This is a genomic window from Pelagicoccus sp. SDUM812003 (assembly GCF_031127815.1).
Taxonomy (GTDB): Bacteria; Verrucomicrobiota; Verrucomicrobiia; order Opitutales; family Opitutaceae; genus Pelagicoccus.
This window is the reverse complement of record NZ_JARXHY010000007.1, coordinates 229463-252902: the sequence shown is the minus strand read 5'-3', so window position 1 is coordinate 252902 and position 23440 is coordinate 229463. Positions and strand designations below refer to the sequence as shown.

Below are 23440 nucleotides of genomic sequence, written 5' to 3'. Positions count from 1 at the left end.
AGATTTGTGGAAAAAGGCTGCGCTCCGCCGCCATGGGCGGACCGGCAGCTGGCGGCCTTTGCAGGGCTTGTGGGCCATGGGCAGCTTAAGGTGGGCCGCTTCGCAGCCGTTCAAACAAGACGCGCCAGCGCAATGTTACCCTATGTCACGCTCCTCCCTCCAGTCCTTGCTCGTCTTTCTGCTCAGCGTCGCTCTCTACGCTCCTAGCCTGGACTCCGGTTTCGTTCGCTGGGACGACGATATCAATCTGCTATCGAACGAGCGTCTGATCGAGTCTTCGCTCACCGAGCCTGGAAGTCTCGCTTGGGCGTTCAAGACCGACTACGTCTCGCAATGGCGACCGCTGAACTGGATCGCCTATGTCGTCCAGCATCAGCTTTTCGGTCTGACGCCTTCGGGATTCCATCTCGTCAACATCCTGCTCCACGCTTGCGCCGCGACTCTGCTGCTTCGAATCGCGCTTCGCCTTCGCGCCCGCAGCGAAAACGAATGCCCGACGCTCTCTTGGCTGGCCGCTCTGGCGGTGGTCCTGTGGTCGTGCCATCCGCTTCGGGTGGAAGCGGTTTCCTGGATCTCGGCCCAAGCCCACCTGCTGGCGGCTAACTTCCTTTTGCTTTCCTACCTCGCCTACCTGAAGTCGCGCTCATTCGAAGGGGGAAACAAGCCACTGCTTGCCTGTTCCTTTGTCGCCTACTCGCTCGCCATGCTGAGCTATCCGACCGGCATTCTTTTCCCGGCTATTCTTTTGCTCACGGAAATCGGTTTTTTCAAAACGCTCAACCTGTCGCAAAGCATCAATCCGCTATCGCCGCCCGGACGGCAGGCGTGGATGCGATTGGGCCCCTTCGCCGCCGTATCCATCGCCGTATTCGGGATCTACTTTCTAAAGGGCTCTTCGGACTCGGCCCTGTATTCAGAAGTCGCCGACCTATCGGACAGCGCGTCGCTGCAGAGCGTGGCGGACGCCGCGTACTTGCTCGGGCAGTTTCTGCTCAAGACGCTCGCTCCCTTCGGCCTCACCCCCTACTATCGAGGCGCCCATGAGGTTCCCGCGAACTCAGCCAGCTACCTTGTCTCCATCGGCTTGCTCGCGGTCTTCGCCTGCCTCGCGGCGTGGCTCGGAAAACGAGACCGGCGAATCTGGGGAGCGAGCATCGCATACGCCCTGCTCTCCCTGCCGTTTCTCGGTTTCACCGGCCCGATCGACCTTCCTTCAGATCGCTACACCTACCTCAACAGCATGGCGCTCGCCCTCGCGCTCTACTGGGTTCTGGAACGCTCGCTCGGAAAAGGGGTTCTGAAAATCGCAGCCCCTGCCATGGCCGCCGCGTTGATCGCGTGCTCGCTTAACACCATACGCTACCAAAGCGCCTGGCGGTCGACCGAGTCGCTGATGCAGCGCATGCTGGAAGTGGATCCAAACCACCATGCGGCGTGGCTCTTCCACCAGAAGATAGCAGAGGAAGCTCTCGACCAGGAACGGTTTGAGACGAGTCTCGAGCATTTGAATACCGCCATCGCCCTCGACGACCAACGCCCGCGACTCTACCTGCTCCGATCCTATGCCCACCACCGACTGGGCAACCAGGCAGCGGCCGAGTCAGACTTGCAAACGCTCGAACGACTGGATAGCAAGACCATGAACTAAGCTGCATCCTCACCTCCTCCCACACGCCGCGATCGAGCGAATGGATTCCCCCTTATCCAGAATACCGACCATCTCCCTAGCCGTTCCCTGCCACAACGAGGAACAAGGATTGGATGCCTTCCTCCATCGAATCCACTCGGTCATGAAGCCTTTGCAGGAGGCCTACGAAATCGTCCTCGTCGACGACGGCAGCTCCGATGGCACCTGGGAAAAACTGGTCGCGCTGCAAGCGGGCGACGAACGGCTAAAAGCCGTTTCCCTCTCGCGAAACTTCGGCAAGGAAGCGGCTCTCACCGCAGCGATTCGGCATTGCAGCGGAAGAGCGGTCATCCCGATCGACGCCGACCTGCAGGACCCTCCGGAACTCATCCCAAAGATGGTCGAACTCTGGCGGGAGGGATACGAGGTGGTAACCGCCCAGCGGGGCTCTCGCCACGCCGACAGCAGCGCCAAACGGCTCACCGCTCGAGCCTTCTACCGCGTCTTCAATCTGATTTCCCAGACCACGCTCCCGGTGGACACAGGCGACTTTCGTCTGATGGACCGCAAAGTGGTCGAGGCCTTCCAGCAACTGGGGGAACGAAACCGCTTTCTCAAAGGCATCTTCGCCTGGCTGGGATTCCGAACCGCCACGGTGAGCTTCGATCGCGACAATCGAGCCAGCGGCGACTCCCGATTCACGCCCTCCAGCCTGATGCACCTAGCCGGGAACGGCATCTTCGCATTCAGTTCCAAACCCCTTCGCATCTGGGCCTACATCGGAGCCTCCGTGTCCGGACTGGCCTTCGCCTATGCAGCCTTTCTTTTCGTTCGCACCTTGGTCTCCGGCGTCGATGTGCCGGGCTACGCCTCCATCATGGTCGTCACCCTCTTCCTTGGCGGCATCCAGCTGATCGGACTCGGCGTCCTTGGCGAATACCTCGGTCGCGTCTATGACGAAGTGAAAGCTCGTCCGCTCTACGTGATTCGAGACCGACGCGGCTTTCCCGATAAGCGAGAGGAAGTCGAACGCAAGTAAACCCGCTTCCAAACGACTCTTCAACACGCTCTTTCGGGGCGGGTTGAACTTTCGCCTTTCTGCTGTCTAGTTAAACCTAATCCTCGGAATGAGCCAGCGGCGCGAGAGCGCTCTCGATCACGCCATTCCATCGCCCCAAGCCCCTAACCCAACATCCATCGCCATGATACGCGCCGCCACCTGCCTGCTGCTTGCCTTCTGCCTCAACGTCGCTTCCCGAGCGAGCGAACCCTTCCCCGTGGAAATCACAGTGCAGGCCGACAAAGAGCTCGGGCCCCTGCGCCAGATCTGGCGCTTCTTCGGCGCCGACGAACCCAACTACGCCTACATGAAAGACGGCAAGCGCTTGATCGGGCAGCTCGGCGATCTCAAGGAGGGAGACATCTATTTCCGTACCCATAATCTGATGACAACAGGCGATGGTTCGCCCGCGCTCAAATGGGGCAGCACCAACATGTACACCGAGGATGACGATGGGAATCCGATCTACGACTGGACCCTAGTGGATCTGATTTTCGACACCTATCTGGAGAACGGGGTTCGTCCCTACGTCCAAATGGGTTTCATGCCGGAAGCCCTCTCCACGAACCCGACTCCCTACAAACACGAGTGGCGGCCGGGCTTTCGCTACGAGAAAGTCTATACTGGCTGGGCGTATCCCCCAAAGGACTACGAGAAATGGGGCGAACTCTGCTACCAATGGGCGAAACACTGCGTCGAACGCTACGGAATGGAGGAAGTGGAGAAATGGTATTGGCAGACCTGGAACGAACCGAACATCGGCTACTGGCAAGGCACGTTGGAAGAATTCAACAAGCTGCATGACTACGCCATCGCAGGCGTGCAACGGGCCATCCCCAAGGCCCGCGTCGGCGGGCCGGACGTGGCTGGCAGCGGTGGCGACTTCCTGCTCGGCTTTTTCGATCATTGCCTCTACGGCACCAACTACGCTACGGGGGAAAACGGTACGCAGCTCGATTTCGTTTCCTTCCATGCAAAAGGACATCCGAAGGTGGTGGATGGACGCATCCAGATGGGAATCGCCAACCAGCTGAAGGCCATCGACAACGGATTTCGAAAAATCGCGTCGTATCCGGAACTCAAAGACACCCCGATCGTTATCGGCGAATCCGACCCGGAAGGCTGCGCCGCGTGCCAAGGAGGCATGTTCACCTACCGCAACGGCACCGTCTACTCCAGCTACACAGCTGCGAGCTTCGTCCGAAAGCACGATCTCGCCGACCGGCATGGCGTCAACCTCGAAGGCGCCCTGACCTGGGCATTCACTTTCGAGGACCAGGCCTACTTCGCTGGATTTCGTCAACTCGCCTCCAACGGCGTGCCCTTGCCGGTGCTCAACGTGTTTCGCATGTTCAGCGAAATGAGCGGCAACCGTATCCAAACGTCCAGCACATCGGAGGTGGACTTGCAGGAAATGATCGACGTCGGCGTGCGCCAGCATCCGGACGTGGCCGCATTCGCGAGCCGGGATGGCGATCGCCTCTCCATCATGGTCTGGCACTACCATGACGACGATCTCGAAGGCCCCGTCGCAGAAGTTTCATTGACGCTCGATCACCTGCCCAGCGACGCCACCAAAGCCGAGCTCACCCACTATCGCATCGACGAATTTCATAGCAACGCCTACGATCTGTGGCTGCGCATGGGCCAGCCGGTCGCTCCAAACGAAGAGGAATACGCGGAGCTGCAAACAGCCGCGGAACTCGCGACCTTGGAGGAATCGCCAGAAGAGGTGTCGCTCGAAAACGGCGCCGCTCGCCTTGCCTTCAAACTACCGCGGCAAGGCGTGTCGCTGATCGTTTTCGACCTGCAATAGCGGAAGGCGTTCGCTTATTCGCCAGCGTCTTCTTCGGCTCGCTTCTCGTTGCTCCTCTTACGCTCGGCAAGCTTTAGCTCGCGCCAGGCCTCGCGTTCGAGCTGCGTTGCCCCGATGTGCTTTCGTCCGAGAGCCTTGCTGATTTCCACCTGCTTCTGTCGCTCCGCCGCCCGCACCCGCTGCTCTTCGCTCAACGTATCGAAACAATGGGGACAGCTCGTTCCCTCCACGAACTTTTCCGATTTCAGGTCCTCCTCGGTCAGGGCATGACGACAGGCACGGCACATTTCGTAATCGCCCTTCTGCAGCTTGTGGTCGACCGCCACCCGATTGTCGAAAACGAAGCAGTCCCCCTCCCACATGCTCTCGGCAGGATCCACCTTCTCCAAATAGTTCAAGATTCCGCCCTCCAGGTGATACACCTTCTCGAAACCTTCCTTGAGCAGCAACGATGTCGACTTTTCGCAACGAATGCCGCCTGTGCAGAACATCGCCACCTTCTTGTCCTTCTTGTCCGCCAGCTCCCTCTTCACGTATTCGGGAAACTCGCGGAAGCTCTTGGTCTTCGGGTCGACGGCTCCCTTGAAGGTGCCGATCTCGTATTCGTAGTCGTTGCGCGTGTCGATCAGCACCACGTCGGGATCGCTGATCAGTTCGTTCCACTTCTCCGGCGGCACGTACTCGCCCACCTGCTCATTGGGGTTCACCTCCGGCATGCCCAAGCGCACAATCTCCTTTTTCAGCCGCACCTTCATGCGATAAAACGGAGGCTCCTCCGCCCAAGAACGCTTCACGGTCAGTGGTCCGATGGCAGGATCGCTCTGCAGAAAGTCCAAAACCGCCTCCACTCCCGCTTCCGGGCCTGCCATGGTGGAGTTGATGCCTTCGCGAGCGAGCAGGATCGTACCCTTCACCTCGTTCTCCTCGCAAATTGCCTGCAAGAGGTCTCGGCGGAGTTCGAAGTCTGGCAAGTCCACGAACTTGTAGTAGGCAACGATCAAAGTCTTTTCTTGGCACATCCCCTTAAGCTCTGCCCATACGCCCCGCAAGGGCAAGCCGAGAGTCAGCAGGAGGGAAGAGCTGAAGTTTTCCATTTCAGGATCGATCCGAAACCGAAACCACCTTTTCTACGTAGATGAATCTAAGCAAAACTCCTTTTCACACTAGCGATACTCGCTAGGATCCATCTCCCAACCCGAAAAAACGTTTCACTTTGACCCATTTCATTTCACGTCTCTCACGCTCTCTGCCCGCTTTCGTTCTCGGGATCAGCGTCTCGTACCCCTCCCTTTTCGCCGCACCCAGCGATACCATCGCGCCCGGCGATGAAGCAGCCCGCTACCGGCTGAGCCAACTCAGCGATCAAGGCCAGGCCGAGCTTCTCACCTCCGTCTGGCCCATGAGGCTTCAGGCCGTAAACATAGAGCTGAACTCGCTCTCCGATTCAGCAAACCACCCCCATTCGAGCTCCTTCGACAGCTCCAAGCCGCTTTCAAACACCGCGACGCAATCCCTCAGCTTCCAGCTAGGCAGCGACGCTCTGCCGTTTCGCGCCTTCGATAGCGACTCGCGCAATGCCACCGAGCTCCAAATCGCCCGCCAAGATCGTTTCGGTCCCTTTCGAGCCAAACTCTCCGCCTCCTGGGTCGACGCCCCGAGCGATGACAAATCGCTTCGCCTCGACGGAAGCTACCTGGCGGTCGATTGGAGCGATTGGACGCTTGGCTTCGGCCAAGTGGATCGCTGGTGGGGTCCGGGCTGGCAAACCAGCCTCATCCTCTCAAACAACGCCCGTCCGTCCCCGGGATTCTTTTTCGAACGAAACACCCACCGAGCCAGCGAACGGCCAATCGTCAAATGGCTCGGTCCATGGCACTTCACCAGCTTCTTCAATCAGCTGGAAGGCGATCGCCACGTGCCCCATGCCAAGCTGTTGGGCGCCCGCTTCACCTTCAAGCCACTGCAAAGCCTCGAGCTGGGGCTCTCCCGCACCGCTCAATGGGGCGGAGACGGTCGTCCCGAATCATGGAGCAACCTCGTGGACCTCATCCTCGGCCACGACAACGTAGGCAGCGACGGAATCGACCTCGACGGTTCCAACGAACCGGGCAATCAGCTGGGCGGCGTCGACTTTCGCTGGACCACCCACATCGCCGCACGTCGGATTTCCTTCTACGGTCAGCTTATCGGCGAAGACGAAGCGGGCGGCCTGCCTTCGCGCGAAATCGGTATGATCGGTCTGGATACGCCTTTCGAGACGCCCTTCTCGCAAGGATTCCTATTCGCCGAAGCAAGCGATACCGGCATGAATTTCCTGAACGGCACCATGTTCAACTCCACCTACAATCACCATATCTACAGGAGCGGCTATCGCTACTATGGCGACGCAATCGGAGCATCCATCGACAACGACTCCCGACTCCTCACACTAGGCGGGTATCAGGAAGTCGGCGACGGCAATTCGTTCACCTGGAAAGCGCACTACGCATCGCTCAACCGGGACGGCATCGAAGCGAGAAATACGGTTTCCCCCACCCACTATCAGACCGCGGGGCTCTTCGCATCCTATCGTCATAAACTTAGCGAAGGAGCGACCATCGGAATACAGGCCCACCATTTCCTGAACAACTCGCTTCCCGTGGATTCCGGACTCTCAAAGTCCAGCGTTCAGCTCATGGTGAGCCTGTTCAACTAATCGCCGGCTTGTTTAGGAAACGAGCTCCGGCTCGGAAGCGACGAAAAACGGTTTGAGCGATTCGTCCACTTTCCCCGTCGTATGAGACACGTAGATCAGCACTCCATTCGGATCGACCACCACGCAGGTTCGCTCGCCCCATGGCTGATCCTTCGGCTCCTCTCTCACCGTGACTCCCTCGGCTTTGAGTCGCTCAAACTCCGCGTCCGCGCTCTCGACTTCTAGGGTAAACCACAGACCGCTTCCGGTCGTCGCCACCTCAAACTCCGCCTGTCCCGCCTCCGCGCTCGTCGCCATCAACCCGAGCTGCTCTCCGCCAACCTCACGCACCAGGTGCACGTAGCAAGACGCGTCAAACACCGCCTTGAAGCCGAAGTGCGATACATAAAAATCCCTCGTCTCCTCGATCCTATCGGTCACCAGTCCGGGCAACAGCCTTCCACCTTCCGGCAAACCGCGGCTAATCTCCCCGCCACCAAAGCGCTCCACCAGCGCCTCCACTTCCTTCACCAGCTGCCGGTAGTGAGTCTCGAACATGGCATCTGTAAGATCGGGACGCTGCGACTTGAACATGGTAAACGAGGCCGCGGTCTGCCCGCTGTCCACCTTGTAGACGCGGATCGGAAAACTCTCCATTTGCTCAAGTGTCGGTCCAGCCAGCATATCGATGCATCCGCTCGAACGATCCGCCTCCAGAGCGAAGGCCAGCTTATGTCCTTGAGGCGTTTCCACCTCCCAAGCTCCATCCTTCGGGGCGATGCTCTTGCTGAAGGTATGGGCCCACTCGGGAAGCGTTTTAGGATCGGCGAGGAAGGAAAACACTTCGTCGATGGAAGCGGCAACAGTGATAGTAACAGTATGGTTTTTCATATCGGAAGCCACTCTAGCGCCTTCCACTGACAACCCTATGTCAGCAGCGCTTGAAAAAGTTCACGGGTTCTCCAAACCCAGTCCAAAAACAGCAAAGCCTGTTCGCTGCGTTCCATCAGATGCGACCACAGACTAGTCATCGCTCCCCTCCCTCCCGCTGACGATCAACAGCTCCACTCGCTTCACTTCGCGCAAGACACGGTTGCTCTGCATCTCAAGCCAAAAATAGAGTTTAGAGAACGCTACGAACATAAGCGCGAATCCGCCGATCACTATCCAGTTCAGTTTCTCGTTGGTATCATCTGTAGTGAAAAACTGATACGCTGAGTAAAAGAAGGCCACGTTGGCAATCGAGCCGTAGAGGAGCCCTAGCCAGTTTACCCAACGTCGCTTGCCGCGAAATGGCGTCACCACCTCCGAAAACATCGAACGCTCCTTTAGCAGCTCGTCGTCCGATTCAGACGATCTCAACGCCTCCCGAATTCTATCATCTATTTCACTCATTTTTGTAACCCTTCTAGTTGCTTTTTCAATTGCCTCCGCACCGCGTGGAGCCGTGATTTCACTGTCCCCTCCGGGATTTCCATCGCTTCGGAGATTTCGGAAACGGATAGCTCCGCTTCGTAGTAAAGGTGCAGCAGTATGCGAGCGTCCGTATCCAGTTTACTGATCGCTTCGGCGAGGTCAGCCGCGGCCTCGATTTTCGGACCAGATACGGTGTCGGTCGTCTCCATCTGACTCGCTCTGAAATACGACTCGTCACGAGCGCGTTCTCTCGATTCACGACGGATTCGATCGATGCACTTGCCGCGAAGAATACTGAATGCCCAAGCTCGAAAGCGCGCCGGATCATCCAGTTTCCGGATACCACGAGCGATAGCGATCCAGGCGTCCTGGGCCGCATCCTTCATCCCCTCTCGATCTCGCAAAACCGATCGGCCTAGACGAATGAGGTCCAGCTTCCAGAGCTCGTACAGGTCTGCGAAGGCCTTTTCATCTCCGTCCTGGGCCTTGTAGACCAGCAGCTCCGTAAAAACCTGTTTCGCGTCTCGCTTCATGTCCTTTTCCTAGGAGTCGCTCCTCATGCAGGATCGGTTCGAAAAAAGGGGCCGCGATGCGAGATATTCCGTCAAAGCAAACGCGACTATCGCGACGGCGACATGCTAGACCGCGTGATGCTCCGCCACTCGCCGGGCCGTCGAGGCGAGTTCTCGCTGCAGTTCCAATGGCTCGAGTACCCGGACGTTTTCGCGAAAGGAAAGCAGCCAGCCGGTGATCCACCTCCAGTCGCCCGTTCGCAGCGTCACGACACTGCCGCCTTCCACCTCCTCCTCCGCCACAAAACCCAGCGACCACTCCCGTTTGGCTCGCGCCACGGAGTAGGCGGAGAAGAAGATTCGCGTTTCCAGCACCGCCGGAAGCTCGCGTTGCTTCTGCAGGTACGCCTGCAGATCAAAGTCGCGACGTCGGGAAACCCGTCGATCGAGCTGCTCCACTTTTTGAATACGATCCAATCGAAAGTCACGATAGTCTTCGCGCAAGCCGCACCAGGCGATGAGGTGCCAGTACTCGAGGTAGTGCACAAGACCCAGCGGTTCGATTTCCCGGGTCGTCACCTCGCCTCGCCCTCCGGTCTGGTAGTCGATTCGCAACGCCTTCGATTCCGCGAGACTTCGCTGCAGGTCAACGAGGCGAGCCACCTGCTTGACAGGCTTTTCCCCGTATCCATTCCAGCCGAACACCACCGATTGCTCCACCCGCTCCAGACGGCGACGCTGGGGCTCGGGCAAAGCCGCTCGGATCTTCATCAATGCAGTCTGCATCGTCGCGTCGAGCGACGGATCGCTGGTCTTGCTCAAAGCCATGGCAGCTGTGCCCAAAGCAGCCGCCTCCTCTTCGCTAAACATGATAGGCGGAAGCAAATAGCCTTTCATCAGCGAATAGCCAATGCCCGCCTCCGCGATCACCGGCACTCCGATCTCGCTCAAAGCGGATACATCGCGATACACGGTGCGCAGGCTGATCTCGAAATGATCCGCGATATCCTCCGCCCGGATCACCCGCCGACTCTGCAGCAGAAGCAACGTCCCCATCAGCCTGTCGATGCGATTCATGGCCTCCAACGCAAGCGGGCCATCAGCTGCCACGCAAGTAAAGACTGTCTCGCAGACCGGCGGTACTTGACACCCAGTATTAGGTATTTTTTCCTATCGCCCAACCCCACACCGCATGACTCAATCACACCCTCCGTCGGCGGCGACATCCCGCTCTCACCACTCCCCAAGGAGCTTACCGGCCGCCCTGCTTCTCATCGCGATTCTCATACTCGCCATTGCCCCTGCCGCCTCTCAAGCCCAAGTCGATTCGGACTTCAAAACAATCGAAAACGACGCTGGCGTCACGATCACTGAGTATACGGGCAATCTCTCCGCTGTCACCGTCCCAGACACCATCGAAGGGAAAACGGTCACTCGGATCGGAAAAAGGGCCTTCGCTTCGTCGACGATTCGCTCTATCACGCTCCCCAGCACGGTCTCTCACATAGCTGAAGAGGCTTTTCTCCAAGCCAGAAGACTTGAGGAAATAAGTCTTCCCCACTCCATCGAATCGATAGGCGATTTCGCTTTCGCAAAGTGCTACAACCTCGAGGCCATAAGCTTGCCCGACTCCCTCTCCTTCTTGGGAGAGTTCTGCTTCGAGTCCTGCTACAATCTCGAGCAGGTCACTCTCCCCTCAAACCTTACCTCCATCGAGGAACGAACGTTTGGCGACTGCTGGAAGCTGACTGAAATAAACCTGCCCGACGCCCTCGTATCCATAAAGCAGTACGCTTTCGCCGACTGCTCAGGGTTAACAGGCATCACCTTGCCTGTCTCCCTCCAAAGCTTGGACCCAACCGCTTTCCAAGGTTGCTTCGCCTTCGCCTCTTACTCCGTAGATCCGTCCAACGCTCATTTTACTTCCGAAGACGGCATCCTTTTCAATCGAGCGAAGGATACCCTCATCGCCTACCCCATCGCTAAAACCGAGGCCGACTATTCGCTTCCTTCCGGGGTTACCTCGATCGCGCCAAGAGCGTTTCTGGCCCAAACGAGCCTAACTCAGGTCGTTCTTCCTGACTCCCTTACCACCATCGGCGAGCACGCTTTCGGTCGATGCGAAAACCTGGTGACGATCAACTTTCCGAACTCAATGAGCAGCATAGGCGAACGAGCCTTTGACAGGTGTAGGAGCTTGGAATCTCTTAGTTTACCCCAAAGCCTTACCAGCATCGGCGTCGCGGCGTTTTCAAACTGCTCCGCCCTTACCGAAGCAACGCTTCTCGCCAACGTAGACACCATTCGTGACTCGCTCTTTTCAAACTGCGCGAGCCTGACCAGCGTCACGTTGCCCGAATCGATTAAGACGATCGAAGCGAGTTCATTCCGAAACTGTAGCAGCCTACGTGAGATCAATTTGCCAGACGGCACCTTAAGCCTCGGAAATGGAGCCTTCAGTGGCTGCGAAAGCCTCGAATCGATCAACCTGCCGAGCTCGATCACCAGCATCGAAGCGGGCGTTTTCTCAAACTGCGTCGCCCTCTCTGAAGTCGATTTCCTCGCGAGCGTCGATACTATCAGCCAAAACCTTTTCTCCGGCTGCTCGAGCCTCGCGCGCATCTCTCTGCCCAGCTCCGTTCAGATCATCGAACAAGGCGCCTTCACCAACTGCAACAGCCTGAGCTCCATCGAGTTCCCAGAGACCCTAGTGGAAATTGAGTCTTCCGCATTTTCGGGATGCGACGCCCTCGAATCGATCGTCCTACCAAGCTCTGTCACAAGCATCGGTAGTCGCGTGTTTTCGGATATTGCTAGCCTTTCCGAAGTCACCCTTCTGGCAAAGGTCGAAACGATCAGCGCCGGCCTCTTCGAAGGCTGTTCAAATCTGACCAGCATCACCCTGCCCAGCTCCGTAAAAACCATAGAGCAAGACGCCTTCGCGGGTTGCAGCGGTCTCGTGTCTGTCGTTTTGCCGGATGGTCTAGTCGAAATAGGAGCCCGAGCCTTCGCCGGGTGTGAGAGTCTCCAATCGATCGATCTGAAAAGCGCGATTTCGACTATCGGTGGCTCAGCCTTTTCCCAGTGCTCCAGCCTCTCGGAAGTGACCTTTCTGGCGAAGGTCGATACTCTTGCCGTCAGTTTATTCGAAGGCTGCTCGAGTCTGACTAACATCGACCTGCCCGACACCTTGATCGAAATCGGGGCGAGCGCCTTCAAGGGTTGCGCAGATCTAAACGGTATCGAATTTCCTGATACTCTTGAGCGAATTGGCGCCTACGCATTCCATGGCTGCGAGAGTCTCACGACTGTCCAGCTCCCTGAGAAGATAACGACAACAGAGCTTTCCTCCTTCGAAGACTGCAGCTCTCTAGAGTCAGTCGTACTCCCTAGCCAACTCACCTCCATCGGAGTCGCTTCCTTCGCAAACTGCGCCTCTCTGAAAAACATAAATCTCCCCAGCTCGCTCGATATCATCGACACAGGAGCTTTCGCTGGCTGCTCATCTCTGAAACGCATCGCGTTTCCCGACCTGCTCAAAACCATCGGAGCGAACGCCTTCTGGAACTGCTCGAAGCTTACGCGAGTCGAGCTTCCCGGTTCCCTTGAAGACCTCCCGGGAAGCCTAAACTCTTCCTGCGCCTTCACAAGCTGCTACAATCTCGAGGAAATTGTAGTGGACCCTGAAAACGCCTACTTCTCTAGCCTCGATGGAGCTCTCTACAACAAGGAGCAAAGCGCTCTCATCTCCTATCCCGCTGGGAAGCCAATGGAACGATATCAACTGCCCGACACAACCACGAGCATCCACGAATTCGCCTTCTACCTCTGTTTCCACCTTGTCCAAATCGAAATTCCCGACTCCCTGGAAACGCTCCCCGCTGGCGCCTTCGGAACTTGCGCAAACCTCGAAGAGATCATGGTCGGAGCGGACCATGGACTTTTCCAAAGCAGCGACGGCGTACTTTTCAACAATGGCTTGGGACATCTCCTAGCCTACCCGCCCGGAAAGAAAACCCCCTCATACCAGATCCCAGAATCCGCCAGCGCCATCGGAGACTCAGCTTTCTACGGCTCCTCACACCTTAGAAAAGTAGTGATCCCCGACTCCGTCACGAGCATCGGCGAAAACGCCTTCATGCATTGCTCAAACCTCGTGAGCATCGTCGTTCCCGATGGGGTAGATTTCGGCAGGTCAGCCTTCTTCCACTGCCCGGAGCTTCGCAAAGTTTTTCTACTCGGAGACGCGCCGACGCTTTATACGTTTCTCTATACTCCACTCTGGGGAACGGAATCTTGGACTGTATTCGACGCGCCAATACCTACCTTCTACTATTTTGAAGACAAACGCGGATACACCTGGGAACAAGAGGAAGAAGACCGAATCGATTCAGAGTATCTTTTCGAGTCATTCCATCATTTCGACAACGCCGTCAGCCTAGGTCCGAGTTCATCCGATAAAATTGACTACATCGTCAGCATACATCTTCCCTTCGAACCACTTGAATTCATCCACCAAGAAAACCAGCTGCGTATCGTAGCCCACAGCAAAGCCTTCGAGCCCGAGTTCATTCTCCAAAGCAGCCACAATCTGGCAGATTGGAAGAGCGAAGATATCCAGTTCGATACCACCGACTTGCTAGGCCGAAAAACGGCGACTCTCGACATCGCCGACTCCCCGCTCTTCCTTCGCTTCATTCCAAACGCAACGAGCCAAGCCTTGTATCCATAAAGACTGGAGACAGAAAAAACGCCCCACTCGTTCGAGCAGGGCGTTTTCTTAAAAATCCAAAAATCGGATACGTCAGCGCTTAACCGCCAACCGCGATCTTCTTCATGGCCCGCATGTGGCCGCGCAGCACGGCGCCGATCTTTTCCACGCCGTGGCTGCGGATCTTGGCGTTGGCAGCGACGAGCTCCTGATTGTCGACCGCGTTGTCCTTCACCTCGAGACCTTTGCCGATCACGTCGGTTTTGATGCCGGACATGAAGTCGGCGAGCAGAGGAATCGCGGCGTTCGAGAAGAGATAGCAACCGTACTCAGCGGTGTCGGAGATGACTTTGTTCATCTCGTAGAGCTTCTTGCGGCCGATGGTGTTGGCGATGAGCGGGGTTTCGTGCAGCGACTCGTAGTAAGCGGACTCTTCCTTGATGCCTGCGTTGGTCATGGACTCGAATGCCAGCTCCACGCCAGCGCGAACGAAGGCCACCATGAGGATGCCCTTGTCGAAGTATTCCTGCTCGGAGATTTCGACGTCGCCAGCGGTGGACTTTTCGAAAGCGGTTTCGTTGGTCGCTTCGCGCCAGGCTAGCAGGTCCTTGTCGTCGTTGTCCCAGTCAGCCATCATTCCGCTAGAGAAAGCGCCGGACATGATGTCCTCCTGATGCTTGTCGAACAGGTCGCGCATGATGTCTTTCAGCTGCTCGGAAAGCTCGAAAGCCTTGAGCTTGGCCGGGTTGCTGAGGCGATCCATCATGTTGGTGATGCCGCCGTGCTTGAGGGCTTCGCAAATGGTGTCGAAGGAGTGCTGAACGAACTTGGATGCCCAGCCGGCTTCGATGCCTTCGGCGATCATCTTGTCATAAGCGAGAAGAGAACCGGCCTGCAGGAGACCGCAAAGGATGGTCTGCTCGCCCATGAGGTCGGACTTCACTTCAGCGATAAAGCTGGACTCGAGACAGCCAGCGCGATCGCCGCCAGTGGCGCAAGCGTAGGCCTTGGCGATATCCCAGCCCTTGCCTTCCGGATCGTTTTCGGTGTGCACCGCGATGAGGGTCGGAACGCCGAAGCCGCGCTTGTACTCCTCCCGCACTTCGGTGCCGGGGCTCTTAGGAGCGACCATGATCACAGTCAGGTCCTTGCGGATTTCCATGCCCTCTTCCACGATGTTGAAACCGTGCGAGTAAGCGAGAGTGGCGCCCTTCTTCATGAGCGGCTGCACCGCGTTGATGACGGCGGTGTGCTGCTTATCCGGAGTGAGGTTGAGCACGAGGTCAGCGGTGGGAAGCAACTCTTCGTAGGTGCCAACGGTGAACCCATTTTCAGTGGCGTTCTTCCAAGACTGACGCTTTTCGTCGATGGCCGCCTTGCGCAAGGTGTAGGAAACATCGAGACCGGAGTCGCGCATGTTGAGGCCCTGGTTCAACCCTTGAGCTCCGCAACCGACGATGACCACCTTCTTGCCCTTGAGGGCTTCGACTCCGTTGAACTCGGAGGGATTCATGAAACGGCAGCGGCCGAGCTGATCGAGCTTTTGGGCAAGCGTCAGCGTATTGAAGTAGTTTTTTCTGCTCATGGTGCGAGGTCTCTAGAATTTGGAAAACCCCGCACTATGGACGCCTCTCCCCTCGGGTAAAGCGCTTTTTCGAACAGCCAAACAGAGTTTCCAATCCGAACAAAGCGATCCGCCCATCGCACGATTCGCCCACCTCCTCGCAGCCTAAGTTTTTGCTACAACGTTGTAGCAAAAACTTTTCCACTCGCTCCTAACTTTTCCTAGCCACCCAAAGGCGGCAGTCCTCTGAAAAATCCAGCACCGCCGCCGACTCTCGCGCCAGCTCGCTGCGCATCGCCGATTCGATCAGCTCGAATCCCGCCTCACCGAGAGCCGCCTCAACCTCAGCTCGCGTCGGCACATGCATAAAGGTTGTCCCATGCTCTGTCTCGAAATGCCGGTCCCCGAAATCGATCAGATGCGGGTTCTGCGCGTGATCGTGCTCCGGGTCGTCCGCCACCGCGAATACCTTCGAGTACAGCCGGTCCTCTCGATCAAGGGTGCAGAAGAAAAACCGTCCTCCCGGACGCAACACTCTATATATTTGCTGCAAGGCGAGCTGACGGACCGCCTTTCCTGGGATCTGCATCAGCCCGTTGAAGGCGAAGATAACCCCGTCGAAGCTCCCGGCCGGATAGGTCAAATTCGTCGCATCCTGACGTTCGAAGCGAAACGGACAGCCTAGACACTCCCCAATTTCGCGGGCCTCGCGGGCCATTTCTTCCGCCAGATCCGCTCCAATCACCGACTCGAAGCCTTCCTCCCAAAGTCCGATCGCCACTCGTCCTGCTCCGCAGCCGAGATCCAGCAAAAATTCTTTTTTTCCGAAATGCTTCTCCAGCAATAGCTTCTCGGATTTCCAAAGGCCCACGTTGGCCACAGCGCGAGCATAGTGTTGCACTGAACCCGCTTCATTGAAATAACCCCGCACTCTTTCTACATCCATATTCCGGAAAATTTCCGGATAAAAAGATTGATCAAACGCCGCAAAGCGACCTTATTACGCGGTTTCCAATTTTTTCCAAATGAAAGCAACCATCCAGACACAGGGCAAACAGTACACCGTACAAGAGGGCGACGTTCTCATCGTGAACCGCTACCCGCAGACGGAGGCTGGCTCCAAGCTCGAAATCAACGAAGTCCTCACTGTAGGCGAAGGCGAAGCGTTCAAGCTCGGCGCTCCATATGTCGATGGCGCTAAGGTTTCCGCAACCATCCTTGAGAACAAGCGCGGTCGTAAGATCGTCGTCTTCAAGAAGAAGGCGAAAAAGGGTTACGAACGTCGCCGCGGCCACCGTCAGGAACTCTCCGTCATCAAGATCGACTCCATCGAGTCGTAAGCGAAACCTCAACCGACGAGCCCATTTTTAGCTCCTAACCGATATGGCACACAAAAAAGGACAAGGTACTTCCAAGAACGGACGCGACTCGAACCCGAAGAACCTCGGCGTTAAGAAGTTTGGCGGAGAAGACGTCATCGCAGGCAACATCATCGTTCGTCAACGCGGCACCCGTTTCCACGCTGGCAAGAACGTCGGCATGGGTCGCGACCACACCCTCTTCGCTCTCAGCGACGGCAAGGTCGTTTTCGACAAAGCTCACCGCAAGGTAGCCGTCGAAGCCTAAAGACCTGGCGCGATACAACAACACTCTCCGAAGCCCTTCCCTCGCGGAAGGGCTTTTTTTGCGTCACCGGCTATCGCTAGGACGCTTTTGGCTGCACTTCGGGCTGTTTCGCTATCACTCAATTCCTGCCATTGCGCGCCGATGGAAGGCACTTAGCTAGCGGCAAAAATGGAAAGCGACTACCTCAAGCAACTCCGACAACAAAAGGAGCTACTTCTCAAGCATCTCGACTGGATCGACCAACAGATCGATCGAGAATGCCTAAACGAGAAACCATCACCTAGCCCCAAGACGAGCCGTCTGCTGGAAACCTTCGAACCGGACCGCCCGATATCGCGGAAACTGGAGATTAAAGACCCGGAATCCCTTCCCAAAGAGCAAGTCGCTACCGACATCTACGAACAGCTAGGGCCCGACACAAAATCCGCCGCCCAGCAGACCCGCCGCGGCTGCTTGCTCTTTAGCGTCCTGTTCTTCGCTCTCTTCGGTGGCCTTGTAGCCTACATCTACTACGCCTACTAGCCTTGGGGCCGCCAGACACCAGGGCGCTGCATTCAAATGGTGGAGCGGGACCTCCGGGCAAGCTCCTTCGGCAACCTTGGGCCGAGAGGAGCCCTACCAAAGAAAACTCTCCAGCTCCGCCCCGCTCAACCGCCCTTGAGCACGTACTGATTGGCGATCACCACGCCGCTGAGCATGCTGCCTACGATGCCGAGGTAGCCTTGGTCAGTTCCGCAGAGGAAGAGGTTATCCACCGGCGTGCGCCCATCCTTGATCTTGTTTGGCGAACCGTAGATCGCTCCGCGGGACCGGCGCGTGAAACGGTGAACCGTTTTCGGTGTGAACATGTCAGTAGCCAGCAGCCCGCCCTGGTACGCACGCGTAGGCCGCGGCATCATAGGCAAGATGGCGCTCTGGATCCGGGCAAACCAATCTTCCTTCGCCTTAGCGTAATTCGTTTCCGAATACTCGAACCAGTCACGGTTGTTGGCTAGGCAGGTCACGCGCACCAACCCCTCGTCCGGCTTGCGATCCCCGTACTCGAAGTTGCTCGGCAAACAAATCACCCCACTGTTCAGGTCGATCGGCGTATCCGGATTTCGAAACGAAAAACGGTCCGTTCGATTGAAAAACACGATGGTATCATCGCCCCACCCCCAAGTCTCAGGAAGATCCTGGTAAACGGAAATCGTTTCCGCGAAGGCCAGACGCCCTTCGAGCGCGGGAGTTTCGACGCCTAAGCTCGGCTCCACCAGTCGATACGTCTCCGGCAGCCCGGCGCAGGAAAGCACCACCTCGGCGGCGATCTCATCACCGCTGGCGAGCTCGATTCGCGACACTTTGCCCGCGTCGACCACTAGGCGCTTCACCTCCGTCTTCATTTTTCGAATACCGCCTAGCTTTCGATAGCGATCAAGCACCACCCGGATCAGCACGCGAATGCCGTCCACCGGTCGAGCGAAGCCCTCGTGCAGAAGCGAACGGAACATGATGACGAATTGCCCTACATCCATATCGTCCTCCACCGAGGAACCGTAGTACATCAGTGGGCAGAACAGCATGTCTTCCAGCAGTGGGTCGGTGATAAATCCCCGCAGCCATTCGCGGGCAGACTGATAAGGTTTTTCCAAGTCGCTATCAGCGTAGTTGCGAATCGTTTCGCTCAGTCGCCTAAATCCATCGATCTGGCTAGGGAACTCTCTTTCGATTTCGCTCTCCAGCAGAGCCTCGTCGTTGCTGAACCTCAAATCCGTATTCGGAAACGCGATACGGGAACTCTTCTGTTCTATCAAGTCGAGCTCGGCTCGATCGATGCGCAACTGCCGCAGCAGTTTGCTGAAGATGGCTCGCCGCTCACTGGCGGGCACGAAATTGGTCATGGCGTGCAGCCCGACGTCGTACTTGCGACCGTCCTTGGCGTAGAAGCTATTCAACCCTCCAGGGGCGTTGTGCTGCTCCAGGATCACCACTTTCTTGCCGAAATGCGCCGCACGTATGCCCGCTGTCAAACCGGACATGCCCGCGCCTATGATCGCTACGTCGTACCGCTCCATCGTAATTAGAACCTTGCTACGCTTTCCGTCGCCCGCTTAGTCGTCAAGATCCCACTCTCGAACCAGCGAGCTTCCCGCATCGAGGCGAAACGAAAAACGGCCCGACCTGCCAGTCGGACCGTTCGGAAAGTCAATTTGCTTGCAGGTACTCGCTCTAGACCAAGGCGTTGAACTTCGGCGTAAGGTACTCCGCGCAGCTGTCCAGTGACGCGAGATGCCCATAGTCTGCTTCGGGGACCTCGATGCTGTGCTGCTTACGGAGCTCCATCACGATATCAAGAAAGTCCATGGAGTCGAGATCGAGCTGCTCACGCAGGGCAACATCTCCTTTGATATCTGTAAGGTCTTCGTCTGGAGCAATTTCCGAAATGATGTCGAGCACCACTTGTTTGCATTCGTCTTTGGTCATGTACGTCGTCTTTATCTAGTTCGAAAAGCGCTTTACGATCAGCGCCGAGTTAATACCGAGCATACCAAAGGAGTTATTAAGAATGGCGTCAACCTGTTTCGATTGCTTTGGCTGCCCGAGAACCAGCCCGGGAAGAGCGCACTTTGGATCGAGATCCTCGCAGTTGATCGACGGGTGCACCAGGCCGTCCTCCAGAGACGGAAGATTGCCCGCCAGCTCCAAAGCTCCGGCTCCGCCCATGGCGTGCCCGATGAAGCCTTTGGTGTTATTGACATAGGTTTCCGGGCAGTCCGCGAACACCTCGCGCACCGCGGTGCACTCCTGAATGTCGCCCATGGGAGTCGCCGTGGCATGGGTGCTCACGATATGGATCTCGCTGGGGCGCATGCCGGCCTTCTTGAGAGCCCCTCGCATGCACTGAGCCTGGCGCTCGGGATTGGGCAGCACGTAGTCGGTGGCATCGGAATTGATGTGATAGCCCACGATCTCTCCGTAGATCTTCGCTCCGCGAGCCTGGGCGTCTTCGAGACGTTCCAAAGTGTAGAGGGCCCCGCCCTCGCTGACCACGATTCCGTTTCGCTTGAGGTCGAACGGGCGCGAGGCCTTGTTCGGATCCTCGTTCTCAGCCAGAGCTCCCTGGCTCTTGAACCCCGCGAAAATGCCGAAGGAGCGAATGCTCTCCGAAACGCCCCCCGCGATCGCTAGGTCGACTTCTCCCAGCTGCAGCATCTGTAGCCCTTGGATCAGGCCCAGGTTTCCAGCGGCGCAAGCGGCTCCTACGGTGTAGGCGGGACCATGGATCTTCAAATTCAGCGACACCTCGCCCGCCGGGTTGTTGGAAACGGTACGGGGATTGTGATGGTGCGACCAATACTTGGTATCGTAGTCGAATTGGGAAATGTTGTAGACCTCGTTTTCCGTCTCCACATTGCCATGCTCGGTGGTGCCCACGTAGATACCGGTGCGGTCCGAAACCAAGTCCGCGACCTCGATGCCAGCATCCTTGAGAGCCTCGCGAGCGCAGTAGATAGACACGCTGCCAGCGCGTGTGCCGACCCGCAGCTCCTTTCGTTTCTGGTAGGCCAAAGGATCGAAGTCGCACACGCCAGCCAGCACCTGCCCCATGTAGCGCATGTCGATCCGGCTGATACCCGCCTTGCCCGCTAGAAGGTTGCTGCGAAATTCGCTCAAACTGTTTCCGTTGGGGGCTGTCAGCCCAACGCCGGTGATTACGACTCTGCTTAGTGCCATGTTAGTAGATTGCTTTCTCTCGCTGCGAGCTCATTGGGCGTAGCCAATTCTCTCTCCCATTCAATACTAAACCCGAGCGAGATACCCAATTCGAAGCCGAAACGCCAAGCGCGGGCGACACCCCGCGCCGAACGGGGCTCCGACGGGCATCTTACAAAGTTACCCTTATGCCAAATTCGCGCAACGCTTTCGACCACTCGCCCGTTTCCTTCCCTCGTCGTGGCCCTCCTGCACACGAGCTCGCGAAGGAAAAGCAACGCTACACCTAGCCCGGCTCGCCAGCGACTTCCAGGTACTTAGAGAGTCCTCACAGGATCGTGAGCCAAAAAACAGCCACCTGGACATACAAATCGCGCATCGCAGCGAAAGCCATTTCATAGACCGCAACTAGATATAAGATAACGACTTGCCACGGGCTAGACCCGCATAGCTTTCTCTTTTTCCAAAGTTTACGACATAATTAACCACAAAGAATGAACAAACTTGTTGCTAAGTTTGCAGTCTCGCCCAAATTTAGACGTTAACCATACACGGTAGAATTACCGATCGACGCAATACTCCACCTAGAAAGTAAACCACGTGCTCACTCCCAACCAGTCTACCGACCCAATGAAAGTCATACTCATCGAAGACCAGATCCTGTTCCGGGAGCTTACCGAATCGATTGTGAAGGCGGATTTCAATCTAGAGGTAGTTGGACAGTACGAAGACGGCGAAGAAGGACTTCAGGCCTGTCTCGACCTCCGACCCGACCTTGTAATCCTCGATCTCAAGATCAAGAAGCTCGGAGGACTCACCGTTTTCAACCGCATCAAGGACCGCATGCCCGAGTGCAAGGTCATTCTGGTTTCCGCTCACTTCACTCCGGAAATCGTCAAGAACACGGTGGAGCGCGGCGTGAACGGCTTGGTCACCAAAAACAGCTCCATAGAGAGCCTGAAGGACGCCATCGGCCAGATCCTCAAGGGCGCCGTCTACTACTCTCCAGAAGCGTACAAGCTGCTCCGCCAGCCGATCACCAACAAGGACTACAACGACAGCCTCAAGATGCTGACACCTCGCGAGACCGACGTGCTGCAGATGGTCGGGGAAGGCTACAGCTCCAAGGAGATCGCTCGGTCCTTCAATTTGAGCGTTCGCACCATCGACGCCCACCGCTCCAACATCATGCGCAAGCTCAACCTACGCGGAGCCACCGACATGACCCGCCTCGCGGTGAAACTCAAGCTGGTCAGCCAGGACTAGCGAACGCCCATCACTTTTTCAGCACGCGAAAGGCGACCTCTCAAAGGGTCGCCTTTTTCGTTCACGCCGATCTTACGGAAGGAGGACCTAGCCCTTTGCGTGCCCATCGAGGATCTCCGCCACCTTCTGCACGAACGCGTCGGATTCGGACTCGATTCGCTCGACGATATCATCGATCTGCAGCACCTGTCCGTTTCGGCAGAGCGGGAGAGCGGCTTCGGTCAACTTGAACACCCGCAATGCCCCAAGAGCGGCAGCCGAACCCTTCATCTGATGAATGACATCGTAGCACGCCTCGGAGTCTCTCGCCATCAGCGACGCTTCCAGCTCCTCCAGCAAACGCGGCGTCTCCTGCAGGTAGATTTCGAACAGGCGACGCAGCAGCGGCCGACCGTCCTTTTCTCTTAGCAACAGTTCGTCTATCGTCCTCTGCCGATAAACGTCTTCGTTTGATACATCTGGAAGCATGGGAAACGGGGTCTAGATCGAAGAAAGGATTCTTAAAAAGCCTTACGCGCTTCGAGGGCGCTTTTCAAGGTAACGGTGTCGGCGTACAGAACGGACGCCCCGCTCGGAAGTCCAAATCCGATGCGCGACACCTTGACCGAGCCTTCTCCTACCAGATCGGTCAGGTAATGGCTCGTAGCCTCCCCTTCCACATCGTTCGGCAGGGCCAGGATGAGCTCCTCGATCGATTCCCTCTTCAACCGGTCGGTAAACCCCGACAAATTCAGCCGCTCCGGACCAATTCCGTTTATGGGCGAAAGCTTGCCATGCAGCACGTGGTACCGTCCGCGATAGGCTCCCGATTTCTCTAAGGCCATCAGGTCGCTGACATGCTCCACCACACAGAGCAGACCGCTGTCGGAACGACGCTCGTCCTGACAGATGGAACACGCTTCCTCCTCGCAGACGTTGCCACACACCGAGCAGCTACGCACGCGCTCGGAGGCGCTACGGATGGCGTCGGCTAGTGAAGCCGCCGCTTCAGGGCGCTCCAGCAGGAGGTAGATCGCCATGCGCTCAGCGGAGCGAAAGCCCACGCCAGGCAATCGCTTCAGCTCTTTCTGCAAGGCTTCGAAGGCGGGTGTCATCGTCGGGCTACGCTCGAAGCTACATCAGACCGGGCATGTTGAAGCCCTGCGTGGCCTTGGACATCTCTTCCTCGTTGTACGCCTTGGATTTGGCCGCGGCTTCCTTGACCGCCTCGAGCAAGGTCTCCTCCACCAAGCTCGCCTCCTCCTTGAGCAGTTCCGGATCGATCTTCAGCGACAGAAACTCGCCCTGGCCATTGATCTTGATCGCGACCGCGCCGCCGCCGCTGGTGACATCAAGCTCCGCCTTGGCCAGCTCCTCCTGCATGCTCTCGATCTTCTTCTGCATTTTCTGAGCCTGCTTGAGCAATTTTCCTACACCTGCCATGGTTTCGTTCCTCGAATAGATTGGGTTGAAATGAGACGAAAAAAACGGCCGTC

The 23440-nt window shown here is 57.1% G+C and carries 22 protein-coding genes; 9 read left to right on the top strand and 13 right to left on the bottom strand.

The features are described 5' to 3' along the window. Window positions 1-142: 142 nt before the first annotated feature. The 3 genes from QEH54_RS12015 to QEH54_RS12005 all read left to right on the top strand — a co-directional run bounded on the left by QEH54_RS12015 (window position 143) and on the right by QEH54_RS12005 (window position 4503). Window positions 143-1648, top strand: a complete 1506-nt coding sequence (locus QEH54_RS12015; protein ID WP_309018921.1) for a hypothetical protein — start codon at window positions 143-145, stop codon at window positions 1646-1648. Between the two features lie 40 nt (window positions 1649-1688). After that, on the top strand, window positions 1689-2666 hold the full coding sequence (locus QEH54_RS12010) for a glycosyltransferase family 2 protein (RefSeq protein ID WP_309018920.1): 978 nt from the start codon (window positions 1689-1691) through the stop codon (window positions 2664-2666). Between the two features lie 163 nt (window positions 2667-2829). Continuing rightward, window positions 2830-4503 carry a hypothetical protein gene (locus QEH54_RS12005; RefSeq protein ID WP_309018919.1) on the top strand — a complete coding sequence of 558 codons (1674 nt, stop codon included), beginning with the start codon at window positions 2830-2832 and terminating at the stop codon, window positions 4501-4503. Window positions 4504-4517: 14 nt separating this feature from the next. Here the strand turns inward: QEH54_RS12005 and QEH54_RS12000 are convergent, their stop codons facing one another. After that, on the bottom strand, window positions 4518-5522 hold the full coding sequence (locus tag QEH54_RS12000) for a rhodanese-related sulfurtransferase (RefSeq protein WP_345785654.1): 1005 nt from the start codon (window positions 5520-5522) through the stop codon (window positions 4518-4520). A 194-nt stretch (window positions 5523-5716) separates the two neighbouring features. Here QEH54_RS12000 and QEH54_RS11995 point away from each other — a divergent pair, with 194 nt between their 5' ends. Then, complete coding sequence (locus tag QEH54_RS11995; protein WP_309018917.1) at window positions 5717-7198, top strand: capsule assembly Wzi family protein; 1482 nt, start codon at window positions 5717-5719, stop codon at window positions 7196-7198. A 12-nt stretch (window positions 7199-7210) separates the two neighbouring features. Here the strand turns inward: QEH54_RS11995 and QEH54_RS11990 are convergent, their stop codons facing one another. From QEH54_RS11990 to QEH54_RS11975, 4 genes are all read right to left on the bottom strand, one after another. Next, window positions 7211-8068, bottom strand: coding sequence for a VOC family protein (locus QEH54_RS11990; protein WP_309018916.1), 858 nt, complete (start codon window positions 8066-8068; stop codon window positions 7211-7213). Window positions 8069-8200: 132 nt separating this feature from the next. Beyond that, window positions 8201-8572, bottom strand: a complete 372-nt coding sequence (locus QEH54_RS11985; RefSeq protein WP_309018915.1) for a DUF6768 family protein — start codon at window positions 8570-8572, stop codon at window positions 8201-8203. Beyond that, window positions 8569-9126: an RNA polymerase sigma factor gene (locus tag QEH54_RS11980; RefSeq protein ID WP_309018914.1), complete on the bottom strand. Its 558-nt coding sequence runs from the start codon at window positions 9124-9126 to the stop codon at window positions 8569-8571. The genes QEH54_RS11985 and QEH54_RS11980 overlap by 4 nt, the downstream gene beginning before the upstream one ends. 105 nt (window positions 9127-9231) lie before the next feature. Continuing rightward, entirely contained in the window at window positions 9232-10182 is a 951-nt protein-coding gene (locus tag QEH54_RS11975; RefSeq protein WP_309018913.1) for a YafY family protein, read from the bottom strand. Window positions 10183-10297: 115 nt separating this feature from the next. On the opposite strand from QEH54_RS11975, the gene QEH54_RS11970 reads away from it, so the two are divergent. After that, window positions 10298-13837, top strand: coding sequence for a leucine-rich repeat protein (locus QEH54_RS11970; RefSeq protein WP_309018912.1), 3540 nt, complete (start codon window positions 10298-10300; stop codon window positions 13835-13837). A gap of 79 nt (window positions 13838-13916) precedes the next feature. On the opposite strand, the gene ilvC is transcribed toward QEH54_RS11970, so the two are convergent. After that, a complete protein-coding gene (gene ilvC, locus QEH54_RS11965; RefSeq protein ID WP_309018911.1) occupies window positions 13917-15401 on the bottom strand; it encodes a ketol-acid reductoisomerase in 1485 nt (494 codons plus the stop codon). Between the two features lie 190 nt (window positions 15402-15591). After that, the gene (locus QEH54_RS11960) at window positions 15592-16326 is read right to left on the bottom strand and encodes a class I SAM-dependent methyltransferase (RefSeq protein WP_309018910.1); all 735 of its coding nucleotides are present in this window, start codon (window positions 16324-16326) and stop codon (window positions 15592-15594) included. Window positions 16327-16405: 79 nt separating this feature from the next. Between QEH54_RS11960 and rplU the strand changes: the two genes are divergently transcribed. From rplU to QEH54_RS11945, 3 genes are all read left to right on the top strand, one after another. After that, the gene (gene rplU, locus QEH54_RS11955) at window positions 16406-16720 is read left to right on the top strand and encodes a 50S ribosomal protein L21 (protein ID WP_309018909.1); all 315 of its coding nucleotides are present in this window, start codon (window positions 16406-16408) and stop codon (window positions 16718-16720) included. Window positions 16721-16763: 43 nt separating this feature from the next. After that, a complete protein-coding gene (rpmA, locus tag QEH54_RS11950; RefSeq protein ID WP_309018908.1) occupies window positions 16764-17006 on the top strand; it encodes a 50S ribosomal protein L27 in 243 nt (80 codons plus the stop codon). Window positions 17007-17174: 168 nt separating this feature from the next. Next, window positions 17175-17528, top strand: a complete 354-nt coding sequence (locus tag QEH54_RS11945) for a hypothetical protein (protein ID WP_309018907.1) — start codon at window positions 17175-17177, stop codon at window positions 17526-17528. Between the two features lie 125 nt (window positions 17529-17653). Here the strand turns inward: QEH54_RS11945 and QEH54_RS11940 are convergent, their stop codons facing one another. The 3 genes from QEH54_RS11940 to QEH54_RS11930 form a co-directional block, all read right to left on the bottom strand. Next, entirely contained in the window at window positions 17654-19066 is a 1413-nt protein-coding gene (locus QEH54_RS11940) for an NAD(P)/FAD-dependent oxidoreductase (RefSeq protein WP_309018960.1), read from the bottom strand. Window positions 19067-19214: 148 nt separating this feature from the next. Next, window positions 19215-19469, bottom strand: a complete 255-nt coding sequence (locus tag QEH54_RS11935) for a phosphopantetheine-binding protein (protein ID WP_309018906.1) — start codon at window positions 19467-19469, stop codon at window positions 19215-19217. A 15-nt stretch (window positions 19470-19484) separates the two neighbouring features. Continuing rightward, window positions 19485-20720, bottom strand: coding sequence for a beta-ketoacyl-[acyl-carrier-protein] synthase family protein (locus QEH54_RS11930; RefSeq protein ID WP_309018905.1), 1236 nt, complete (start codon window positions 20718-20720; stop codon window positions 19485-19487). Between the two features lie 609 nt (window positions 20721-21329). On the opposite strand from QEH54_RS11930, the gene QEH54_RS11925 reads away from it, so the two are divergent. After that, complete coding sequence (locus QEH54_RS11925) at window positions 21330-21965, top strand: response regulator transcription factor (protein WP_309018904.1); 636 nt, start codon at window positions 21330-21332, stop codon at window positions 21963-21965. Between the two features lie 87 nt (window positions 21966-22052). On the opposite strand, the gene QEH54_RS11920 is transcribed toward QEH54_RS11925, so the two are convergent. From QEH54_RS11920 to QEH54_RS11910, 3 genes are read right to left on the bottom strand one after another with little or no spacing between them, the layout of a single operon-like run. Continuing rightward, on the bottom strand, window positions 22053-22433 hold the full coding sequence (locus QEH54_RS11920) for an Hpt domain-containing protein (protein WP_309018903.1): 381 nt from the start codon (window positions 22431-22433) through the stop codon (window positions 22053-22055). A gap of 32 nt (window positions 22434-22465) precedes the next feature. Next, complete coding sequence (gene recR / locus QEH54_RS11915; RefSeq protein ID WP_309018902.1) at window positions 22466-23059, bottom strand: recombination mediator RecR; 594 nt, start codon at window positions 23057-23059, stop codon at window positions 22466-22468. A gap of 19 nt (window positions 23060-23078) precedes the next feature. Beyond that, window positions 23079-23387, bottom strand: coding sequence for a YbaB/EbfC family nucleoid-associated protein (locus tag QEH54_RS11910; RefSeq protein WP_309018901.1), 309 nt, complete (start codon window positions 23385-23387; stop codon window positions 23079-23081). Window positions 23388-23440: the final 53 nt, after the last annotated feature.